The 10,334-nt window shown below is 56.6% G+C and carries 8 protein-coding genes and 1 pseudogene; 6 read left to right on the forward strand and 3 right to left on the reverse strand.

Annotated elements, in window-relative coordinates; genetic code table 11:
* Nucleotides 1-430 precede the first annotated feature (430 nt).
* From J7416_RS22390 to J7416_RS22410, 5 genes are all read left to right on the forward strand, one after another.
* Nucleotides 431-1,573, forward strand: coding sequence for a Hint domain-containing protein (locus tag J7416_RS22390; RefSeq protein ID WP_209227905.1), 1,143 nt, complete (start codon nucleotides 431-433; stop codon nucleotides 1,571-1,573).
* Nucleotides 1,574-1,953: 380 nt separating this feature from the next.
* Complete coding sequence (locus tag J7416_RS22395; RefSeq protein ID WP_348540301.1) at nucleotides 1,954-2,427, forward strand: hypothetical protein; 474 nt, start codon at nucleotides 1,954-1,956, stop codon at nucleotides 2,425-2,427.
* Nucleotides 2,428-2,538: 111 nt separating this feature from the next.
* Nucleotides 2,539-3,270: a metallophosphoesterase family protein gene (locus J7416_RS22400; RefSeq protein WP_348540302.1), complete on the forward strand. Its 732-nt coding sequence runs from the start codon at nucleotides 2,539-2,541 to the stop codon at nucleotides 3,268-3,270.
* Nucleotides 3,271-3,443: 173 nt separating this feature from the next.
* The gene (locus J7416_RS22405) at nucleotides 3,444-4,892 is read left to right on the forward strand and encodes a mannose-1-phosphate guanylyltransferase/mannose-6-phosphate isomerase (RefSeq protein ID WP_209227907.1); all 1,449 of its coding nucleotides are present in this window, start codon (nucleotides 3,444-3,446) and stop codon (nucleotides 4,890-4,892) included.
* 161 nt (nucleotides 4,893-5,053) lie between these two features.
* Nucleotides 5,054-5,323, forward strand: a complete 270-nt coding sequence (locus tag J7416_RS22410; protein ID WP_209227909.1) for a hypothetical protein — start codon at nucleotides 5,054-5,056, stop codon at nucleotides 5,321-5,323.
* Nucleotides 5,324-5,403: 80 nt separating this feature from the next.
* Here J7416_RS22410 and J7416_RS22415 read toward each other — a convergent pair whose 3' ends face one another.
* A complete protein-coding gene (locus tag J7416_RS22415) occupies nucleotides 5,404-6,564 on the reverse strand; it encodes a nucleotide sugar dehydrogenase (protein ID WP_209227911.1) in 1,161 nt (386 codons plus the stop codon).
* A 299-nt stretch (nucleotides 6,565-6,863) separates the two neighbouring features.
* Between J7416_RS22415 and J7416_RS22420 the strand changes: the two genes are divergently transcribed.
* Nucleotides 6,864-7,184: a hypothetical protein gene (locus J7416_RS22420; protein WP_209227913.1), complete on the forward strand. Its 321-nt coding sequence runs from the start codon at nucleotides 6,864-6,866 to the stop codon at nucleotides 7,182-7,184.
* Nucleotides 7,185-7,455: 271 nt separating this feature from the next.
* Here the strand turns inward: J7416_RS22420 and J7416_RS22425 are convergent, their stop codons facing one another.
* On the reverse strand, nucleotides 7,456-9,591 hold the full coding sequence (locus J7416_RS22425; protein ID WP_209227915.1) for a polysaccharide biosynthesis tyrosine autokinase: 2,136 nt from the start codon (nucleotides 9,589-9,591) through the stop codon (nucleotides 7,456-7,458).
* Between the two features lie 99 nt (nucleotides 9,592-9,690).
* Nucleotides 9,691-10,334: pseudogene (locus J7416_RS22430) on the reverse strand (sugar transporter); the annotation flags it as partial.

The raw sequence follows: 10,334 nt of genomic DNA on the forward strand, positions 1-10,334 counted from the left end.
TCCACTGGACTGTTTGCTTTACGATCTCACCTCGTCGTTATCAGCGCGTTCACGGCCCCAAGGCGGACACAGTCCCTTCAAACCATAACCCAAAGGCCCCAGGTTCAAATCCTACTCACAAAACCAACGTCTGAAAAGCCAGACAGATCAGGATAACTCTGAGCCAAAGAAGTAACGCGTGAGCCCCGCGTATCAATCGCAGGCGGATTGCCATGTTTTTGTGTCACTGAAAACGAAGGTTTGGCTTTTGAACCTCCATTGCCGACCACAAAAAACCTATAAATGTGCGATAAAAAAACGTAATTCCCGGCCATTCAACAACTGGAAATATGAACCTCCCAACAGTAGGGAAGTGAGTAATACTCCACTTGGAAAAATGGCGTAAGTGATTGAAAATTCGCCATAGACCGTCAATGTCAACGAGGGAATAATGGCGAGTTTCAATATCACAGGCGGCAGCTCCACAACGTTTGTCGATACGTCGCCTAATGGCGGCTTTGTCATTGATTTCACCTCACTGGACAATAGCTTCGATCTCCAGATCAACGGTGTGAATCTGTTTGTCGGCGGCCCGGCCGGCGCGCCAAATGAGCTGCAATTCCAGATTCCATCGACATTTGGTCAGACTGTACGATTTGCGGACGGAGATCGTTACGAACTGAATACACCTGCCGTTTGGCAGCTTGGAAACAGTGATCCCGATGCCCCCGTTGTACGACTGGTGGTGAATCCGGATGGTACCATCGAGCTTTATGGCATCAAAACGAACAATGGTCCTCTTGAACCGTTGGAGCTGTTCAATGGCCTCACGGTAAATTCCGCCGCTGTCGCAGCAGCCTGGAACGACACCGGGACGAATACGATTACGCTGGGGCAATCGGTAACTGGCCCCACGAACGCCGGAGGAGATTTTGAGGATGTACTGTGCTTCGGCGCTGGAACACTGATCGAAACGTCCGAAGGTGCAGTTCCGGTCGAGGATCTGCAAGCCGGGGACCACGTTCTGACACATGACCATGGTTTGAAACCTCTGCGCTGGGTCGGATCACGCCGTCTGAGCAATACCGAGCTCACTATAGAACCTCGGTTGAGGCCGATCCGTATTTCGGCGAATGCCTTGGGTGCAGGACACCCAAAGCAAGATCTGATCGTGTCACAACAGCATCGCATTCTTGTTTCTTCCGTGGTTGCCCAGAGGATGTTTGATTGCCCGGACGTCTTGATCCCTGCCAAAAAGCTGCTCTCATTGGATGGCATCGAAATTGTGACCGATACCCCCAATGGCGTGGAGTTCTATCACCTGCTGTTCGACAGCCATGAGCTTGTTTGGTCAAACGGTGCGCTGACAGAAAGCCTGTATACCGGGCCCGAGGCTCTCAAATCGGTTTCGGCCGAAGCCCAGCAAGAGATACAGGACCTGTTCCCGGAATGCTGCGATCCACAGTTTGAGGCATTGTCAGTCCGCTATATCCCGAAAAAAGGGAAGCAAATGCGAAAGCTCGTCGACCGCCATCAAGCGAATAAAAAACCCTTATACAGCCGATCAGCGACCGTTTCACCAAACCCTGCTTGATCTGATTGAGCGGGGCAGTGCCTTGCATCTATCGGGCTTTTCGGATCGGGCCTGTATCTGCCTCCCAGGAAATCACCTCCAGTTCTTCGTGCGCCGGAATTGCCTAAGCAGGACGCGCAAACGGTCGTGTATACCGTTAGTGCTGAGCTTCGGCTGGTTTTGAGTCTGGTGGCCGGCGATTAGCCGCACAAGTCCGCTCAAAGATCAAAATATCCTAAAAACAGAAATAAAGTTTTGATTTAAAACATAATTTCGACACGGCCCTCACAAACCAAACCCTCGCCCGCTCGATAGCTCTGATCCGGTCCGCAACTGGAACCGGAGGTTAAGAGATGTCGGCAAAAAGGATAGCACGACCCCACAAGAAAGCGTCGCCTTGCGTGCTCAAAAGGCCCTCGCTCGGCATTGCCCGACCTCTGGTCGTGGCCGCTGCGTTTCTGGCAATTGCTGTTGCCTCACCCGGAACGGCCCAGGCCCAAAGCCCCATGGTCGTCGGCAGTGATCGCGGCGGGTATTTGCACGATAGGTTAATCGAACTTGAGAACCTTCAGCGCCACGGAATTCAGGTCGAAATCCGTGGGCGCGTTTGTTATTCGACATGCACGATGTTTCTGGGGCTTCCCGGAACCTGCGTTGACCCAAATACAACATTCGGTTTTCATGGCCCGTCGCGAAGCGGACGGCGCCTTGCACAGGCGGACTTTGATTATTTCAGCGAAGTCATGGCTTCGTACTATCCCGAACCTCTGAGAACCTGGTTCATGGACAAAGGGCGCAACCGGATCAACGGGGTTTACAAGATCAAAGGCACCGAGCTTATTCGACTGGGGATCCCGGCCTGTCGAACCGCCTGACGAGGGCTTGTTTGGGTCAGCACGGAAAGGTATGAGGCCTTGGTTTCAGACCGGCGGCCCTTAAATACTGTGCAGCCACCGGCAAATACCCAGTCAGGAGAACCCTTCACCGTGCTGTCATCGCTGTTTCAACGTTTCGGACGGCGCGCTGTCTTTTCGAACCCGCAGCCGGATGCTCCGATTTGCGTTATCGGAGACGTCCACGGTTGCATGCGGCAGCTGGAAAACCTTTTGCCTCAGATCCCGCAGGATCACCGCATCATATTTGTTGGGGACTATGTAGATCGCGGCGAGCAGAGCGCTGATGTCTTGCGCCTGATCCAAAGCCGTTCGGATTTCACATGCCTGATGGGCAACCATGAAGACATGATGCTGGCCTTCCTGCGCGACCCGGAACAGCACGGTCCGCGTTGGTTACGATACGGTGGTTTGCAGACCTTGGCTTCCTTTGCTGTGAATGGCGCGCGCGCCGAGATGAGCGGTGATGAGCTAGTTGAATGCCGCGATACTCTGATGACAAAGATGGGGCCTGAGCTGATTCAGTGGCTCAAGGCTCTCAAGCCTTTCGACCATTCTGGAAATGTTCTGGTCACGCATGCCGGCGCCAACCCCAACACCGCTGCAGATCAGCAATCCGAAAAGACCCTCATGTGGGGGCACCCTGACTTTCGCTCTGTTGACCGGAAGGACGGGGTCTGGGTTGTTTATGGCCACACGATTGTAGATCGAGCCACGGCGCATCGCGGTCGGATTGCCGTGGACACCGGCGCATTTGCAACCGGGGTTCTAAGCGCCGTTTGTTTGAACGGCGGCGAGCCTGCCTTTTTAATGGCTGGCCTCTAGCTTTAGCCACATCGCGTAGCTGTGGACAAAGCGTTGCGGCTGTTGGTTTCTCCAACGGCATGGGCGCTATCGGCCGTGGCCATCTTTTTCCAAACCAAGCCAATCCCGGCCTTGTCACGACAGGACGATTTCAATAGGACCAGAGGCGTCCGCGTCAAATCATTGAGCTTTTTATGTTGATCAGCCCAGTTCTTCTTTGCGGCGGCTCCGGCACGCGCCTGTGGCCGTTGTCCCGCAAAAGCTATCCAAAACAGTTTGTTCCTTTGGTTGGGGAAGAAACGCTGTTTCAGGCGTCGGCACGCCGGTTGTCAGGTGCACATGCCGGTTTGAAGTTTGACGCACCAATGGTGCTGACCAATTCAGACTTTCGGTTCATCGTAACCGAACAACTGCTAGCGATCGGCCTTGATCCCGGGACGATCATGATCGAACCCGAAGGTCGCAACACGGCACCCGCGGTGCTTGCGGCAGCCCTGCATGCCTATGCCAAGGATGACGACGCTGTTTTGCTGGTTGCGCCGTCTGACCATGTCGTTCCTGACGCGGCTGAGTTTCAGGCTGCCGTCGCCCGGGGGCTGGATGCGGTTGCTCAGGGCCAGTTGGTGACCTTCGGCATCACCCCGACGCATCCTGAAACCGCTTACGGCTATCTTGAACTTGCCGCTGTCCCCGGCGATGACGGCGCGCCTGTACCATTGAAGACTTTTGTCGAAAAGCCGGACGTTGCCCGTGCTACCGAAATGCTGGCAGCTGGAAATTTCAAATGGAACGCGGGGATTTTCCTGTTCCGTGCGGCGGACATTATCGCGGCGTTCCAAGCCCATGCGCCTGAATTGATGGACCCGGTCAAAGCGGCCGTGGAAACCGCCTCAGTGGATCTGGGGTTCCTCCGCCTCAACCCCGAAAGCTGGGCGCAGGCCAAAGATATCTCGATCGACTATGCCGTCATGGAGAAAGCTTCCAACCTGTCGGTGGTGCCATTCGATGCGGCCTGGTCCGATCTGGGCGGCTGGGATGCCGTATGGCGAGAAAGCGGCCCGGATGCCCAAGGTGTGGTGACCAGCGGCAGCGCAACGGCAATTGATTGCCAGAACGCGCTTTTGCGTTCGGACAGCGAACAGCTGGAAATCGTGGGGATCGGGCTGGACAACATCATTGCCGTGGCGATGAACGACGCCGTTCTGGTTGCCGACAGGTCGCGGGCTCAGGACGTCAAAAAGGCGGTGAGTGCGCTGAAAGAAAAAGGCGCGCCGCAGGCGACCACATTTCCCAAGGATCACCGTCCATGGGGCTGGTTCGAAAGCCTCGTGGTGGGTGACCGGTTCCAGGTGAAACGCATTCACGTCCATCCCGGCGCGTCGCTCAGTTTGCAAAGTCATTTCCACCGCTCGGAACACTGGATCGTGGTCGAAGGCACAGCGCGCGTGACCATTGACGATACCGAGCAATTGGTGACCGAAAACCAATCTGTCTACATCCCTCTTGGGGCAGTCCACCGAATGGAAAACCCGGGCCAGGTCCCCATGGTCCTGATCGAGGTGCAAACCGGCACCTATCTGGGTGAGGACGACATCGTGCGCTACGAAGACAAATACGCGCGCGGGCAAGGGGCCAAGGGCTAACCATCATCCCCCGCGCTCTTGCCTCAAGAGCGCGGCAGTCTTCAACGGCATGGGTCTCGCGAAACGGCGGGCAGCGGGACGCAACGTGCGGTGGGCTGTGGGATCGTTAAGCGAATTTAAATAACGTGCCGCTGTTTGACACAGACAGCGAGACTTCTTCCATGACGACCAATCCCTTTAGCGGCCGCGCCTCCAGTTTGTCCGGCCCAGCACGTGACATTGTTCCCGTTGTTGCCTCGGACAGTGCGGACCTGACCGACGTGGCCATCGGTCTGTACGTCGAAACAGGCGGCTCGGTAGTCCTGACGACGGTTCAGGGCGAAACCCGAACGGTCAACGTAACGGACTTTTCGATCCTGCCGGTGGGCACGGCACGGGTACATGCGACCGGCACCACGGCAACCGGCATTCATGCGCTGGTTCTGGCGTGATGTTCTATCGACAGATGTAAGGCCCGACACTGCCGCTCACCTCCGAGTGGCAGGTCATTCCCTTATATGATGGACCCCGGTCAATCCGCACCAAACAGGTCACGGGTGAACACTTTATCCGCGACATCCTCAAGTTCAGGGCCGAACCGGTTGGCGACGATCAGGTCTGCCTCGGACTTGAAGGCCGTGAGATCCCGAATGACGCGCGAGCGAAAGAACTCGTCTTCCTCGAGCGCAGGTTCATAGACAATCACCTCGACGCCTTTGGCCTTCAGCCGTTTCATGATGCCTTGAATCGACGATTGCCGGAAATTGTCGCTGCCTGCCTTCATGACCAGCCGATGAATACCAACAACCCTAGGGCCCTTCATCAGGATCTGATCGGCCAGGAAATCCTTGCGCGTCCGGTTCGCGTCCACGATGGCGCGGATCAGGTTTTGCGGTACGTGGCTATAGTTCGCCAAAAGTTGTTTGGTGTCCTTGGGCAGGCAATAGCCGCCATAGCCGAAAGACGGATTATTGTAGTGGTCGCCAATGCGTGGATCCAGAGAGACACCTTCGATGATCTGCCGCGTGTTCATACCACCCGCCATCGCATAGCTGTCGAGTTCATTGAAGAAAGCCACCCGCATGGCCAGGTAGGTGTTCGAGAACAGCTTGATCGCCTCGGCCTCATCCGGGTCGGTGAACAGAATGTCCACATCCTCGGCCAGGGCTCCTTCAAGCAACAACTCTGCAAACACCCGCGCCCGGTCCGAGCGTTCCCCGACGATAATGCGCGAGGGGTGCAGGTTGTCATACAGCGCCCGCCCTTCGCGCAGGAACTCTGGTGAGAATATGAAATTATCGCTGCCAAGATCGGCGCGCAACGACCGGACAAAGCCGACAGGAATCGTCGATTTGATGATGACCGTGGCGTCAGGGTTCACCGCAGTGACTTGTTGCGCGACAGCTTCGACGCTGGACGTGTCGAAGTAGTTGGATTTGGGGTCGTAATTTGTCGGGGTCGCGACGATCACGAACTCGGCGTCTTCGAAGGCCGGTTCCGTCGTCGCCCTAAGCGAAAGCGTGCGGTTGGCAAGAAAGTCTTCCAGCTCGACGTCTACAATGGGGCACTGGCCTGAATTGACCATCTGCACTCGTGCCTCAGATATGTCGATTGCCGTCACGTCGTGATTCTGTGCCAATAGCACCGCATTGGACAATCCCACATACCCGAGCCCTACAACCGCAATCTTCATAACTTCGCCCTCATAAATTCAAGCCGGCACACATTTCACCTGCTTGATTGCGTTTGAATTGTAAATGCGCCTGCGCGCTGCGAATGGCACCAATTTGAAATGCAGCCAAATGTTGGAGCATTTTCCGTCGGTCGACTCGGTCTTTGCCTTTATCGGCGACGTGGTGGTACCTGAAATTCGTTTCCCGAAAGCAATTTGCACCGAACCGAAATATCCCAGTAAATTTTTGGTATTACGCCTTTCTTAGGTTGAAGCAAGTGTGATAACGATCATCCAAGACTTGTTTTAGGAGATTCAAGATGATCAGAGCGTCACTTCTTGCACTGGCCCTTTCCGCGACCGGTGCATATGCACAGGATGCCGGAGCTGCAGGTGCTGCACAGGGTACCGCTGGCAGCGGTGCCGGAGCTGGCGGTGCGGGCGCGGGTGCCGGAGCTGGTGGTGGTGCCGGTGGCGCTGGTGCTGGCGCAGCAGCCGGCGCAGCTGCGGCTGCGGGCGTAACAGGATTTGTGCCGCTGGTCGTACCCGCACTGGGTGCCGTCGCGGCAGTTGCCGGTGTCGCGGCTGCAAGTGGCGGTGGCTCCACGACCAATACAACAAGCACGTCGGGTACAAACTAAAGCTCAGGCTTTTGTAAGACCGAAGACCGAACAGCGCGTCCTTAGGATGCGCTGTTTTGCTTTGGCAGCTTCGGTTTTCGGTCGACCGCAGACCGGCCGATTTGGATCAGTGCGTGATTTAGGCCTCTCGCGCGTTTTGACCGCCTGCGCCCGCCCATCAACAAATCAGGCGTGCTCAGACTGACGTACCGGAAAACACTGTGCACAAGACTTGCCCGTGCAAGCGGGGTAACGCTGGTGTTAGCCCCGGACCAAAGGCGTCAGGGTCAGCCTAGTCGACGTAGTACTTGCTGGCGTATTTTCCGTAAGAGTACCCGTAGTGTTTCGCGCTTTTGGCGTTGATTTGGCCAAGGATAAGCCCGGTGATACGCTGATTGTCGGTTTGGAACAGGCGCATGGTTTCAATGACATCCTGTTCTGACGTGTCATTCCACTTGACCGTCAAAAGCACCGCATCTGCATTGCGTGCAATAAGGCGCGCGTCCGAGACCAAAAGGGTCGGTGGAGTGTCGATCAGGATGATGTCATAGAGCTTGCGCATGTCATCCAGAAACGCCCGGAACCGGTCCGAGGCAAAAAGGTCGGCGGCATTGGCCGATGTTTTCTCACCAGCCAGAATGTCACAACCCAATAGTGGATCCTGGAAAATGGCTTCCTGCGGGGTGGCGTCTCCGGCCAGAACGGACACGATGCCCTTGTTGGGCGCACCTTCCAGTTGGGCGGTCATGGTCAACCTGCGGATATCACCTTCGACCAGCAACACCTTCTTGCCGATCCCGACGAAATTCTGCGCCAGGGCCAGAGAGTTCGTGGTTTTGCCTTCACCCGGCAGGGATGACGTCATCACCACAACCTGTGGCGGTCGGTCCACATTGGACAGCATCAGCGATGTGCGCAGGTTGCGCACGGCCTCGGCGGTCGCCGAAGACGGTTTTGCCGCAAGGTATTCCAATACCTTGCGGCGGCCACGCGCCGGGAAGGTTGGGACTTGGCCCAGGACACTATGGCCGGTTTTGCGCTCTAGCTCGCGCGCCGAGCGATAGCCTTTGCGCCGTGTTTCGGCCAGCAGGACAATTCCGACGCCCAGTATCAGACCCAGAACGGCAGAAAGAGCCAGAACCAGTGACTTGCGGGGCGACGCGGGCGCGTTCGGGATCACTGCGCGCGACAGTTGTCGGCTGTCAGCTTTCTGGATACCTTCCTGCGCCGAAGTCTCTTTCAGGCGTGCCAGAAAATATTCGTAAAGCAACCGCACGGCTTCGGCTTCGCGTGCAAGCTGTTGCAGTGTAATCAGGTCTGCGCTCTGGGTCGCAATCTGCTGTTCCAGTTCATCGGTCGAAACCGTCAAAGCCTGAACCTGCTGAGTCGCCCGGCGCGCTTCCAATGCAGTGCGGGCCACCAGACGCTGAAAAGCGGTGTCAAACGCGGCTTCTCCCTCGCCTGTTTCGTTAATTTGGTTGAACAAGCGTTGCAGTTCGGGGTTCTCACTGACTTCAACCTGGGCAGCGCGGTCTTCCGCACCATTCAAGGCGTCTGTCCTTGTTTGGGCGGCGGCAAGGTTCGCTTCTGCGGAAACGCGGCGTTCGCGCAGGTCTTTCAACTGAACTTCCTGAAGCCGCAACGCTTCGGGCGAAACCAGCGCGGTCGAAGAATTGAAATCGTTGACCTTGGCTTCGGCAGTCTCAAGATCCACCTGCAACTCGGCCACGCGTTCGGTCAGCCAAGTGGTTGCCTGTTCTGTGGCCTCGAACTTCACTTCGATCTGGTTCAGGGTATACAGCTCGACGATGGTGTCCGCGATCAAAGCTGATTTGCGAGCCTGGGTTGTCTCGACGGCCACCTCGAACACCAAACTCTGGCGCACGTTCCGGACGGTGACTTTTTCCAGCAGCGCAGAAACCACGCTGTCATGCGTCAACTGCGCCGCCAAGTCGTCAGGCACTGGCCCCGTTAGTGCGGTGGGCGAAAAAACTGACCTGATGGCTTCTTTTGTTTGTGCAACGAACGAAATTGGCTGAAGCGCTGCATTGAATTCGGGGTCCGACGTCAGGTCGAGCCTGTCGACAACTTTGCCCATCAGCCCGCGCGATCGCAGCACCTCAAGCTCGGAATTCACGGTTTCCGAATCTCCGGCAAGCCCGCCGACAACACTTTGCAGATCCACAACGCGGGCCTGTTCCGTCTCAAGCATTACCACCGATGTGGATCGGTAGAGCGGTACAGCAGCCACAAACGCATAGTAAACCCCAACAAGGATTGCGGCGGCTGTGGTCAGCGCAATGATCCATTTCCCGCGCCACAGCGTTCGGACCACGGCCTCAAGGTCGATACTATCCTCTGCCGGATCATCGACGACAGATGTGCGGCTGGATTTGAAATGGGCTTCGTGAATCGGAGATTGCTTCATGCCAAGATGTGAGTCCTAGTAAGTGGCCATAGTCGGCGCGAATGCGATGCCACTTTCTATAGGCGCGCGCCTCAAAGTAAAAGGGGAGCATTGCCGTGTTTAATTCACGGCTGCGTTTATGGGTGTTGTTATGAGTGATGGAGTGATTTGAGAGATTGTTCTGCCCCATTTTGTGACGGGGTTTTCTGCGATGAAGATGATGTCGTTTGATCGCAGTTGGAACTGTGCGGCGAGTGTAAGATGCGCGGCGTTTCGGGTGTCGAGGTGCCAGGCGGTGACGGCGCCGAGTTCGCGGGGGTTGGTTGCGGCGCGCAGGACGTAAACCTCGGAGGCATCGCCGGTTTCCTTGGCCACACCGCCGCCGGTGTCAAAGAGCGCGTCGGCCAGGGTGGCGGTCTGGTTGAACGGCAGGGCATAGCGGCCCTGGGTGCGCACTTCGCCGGACAGGTAGACATAGTCGCGATCGACGGCATCCAGCTCGATGGACTGGACGAAATTGTCGCGGCGTTCATTGAGGTCATCGCGGCGCAGGGTGACGGCGGTGTTCAGTTCCTGCAGGGCGGTCTGGCGGCCTTCCAGCACGGTCTCGCGCAGGGCGATCTGCTGGGCAAAATAGCGCTCGGCGCGGTCCAGGTCATAGTCGGTGTCGACAAAGATCGAATCGTCAGAGATCAGGTTGAGGTTCTGCAGTTCGGTGCGCGAATAGAGGTCTTCCAGCGGGATCTGGTAGACATTGCCATCGC

This window comes from Ruegeria sp. R14_0 (assembly GCF_017743975.1).
GTDB lineage: Bacteria > Pseudomonadota > Alphaproteobacteria > Rhodobacterales > Rhodobacteraceae > Ruegeria.

What these genes read in the sequence shown, in the direction of transcription:
- J7416_RS22415 (WP_209227911.1), bottom strand. Translation starts at nt 6,564, where the DNA reads ATGAAGATTGCGGTTGTAGGGCTCGGGTATGTGGGATTGTCCAATGCG.
- J7416_RS22420 (WP_209227913.1), top strand. Translation starts at nt 6,864, where the DNA reads ATGATCAGAGCGTCACTTCTTGCACTGGCCCTTTCCGCGACCGGTGCA.
- J7416_RS22405 (WP_209227907.1), top strand. Translation starts at nt 3,444, where the DNA reads ATGTTGATCAGCCCAGTTCTTCTTTGCGGCGGCTCCGGCACGCGCCTG.
- J7416_RS22390 (WP_209227905.1), top strand. Translation starts at nt 431, where the DNA reads ATGGCGAGTTTCAATATCACAGGCGGCAGCTCCACAACGTTTGTCGAT.
- J7416_RS22410 (WP_209227909.1), top strand. Translation starts at nt 5,054, where the DNA reads ATGACGACCAATCCCTTTAGCGGCCGCGCCTCCAGTTTGTCCGGCCCA.
- J7416_RS22425 (WP_209227915.1), bottom strand. Translation starts at nt 9,591, where the DNA reads ATGAAGCAATCTCCGATTCACGAAGCCCATTTCAAATCCAGCCGCACA.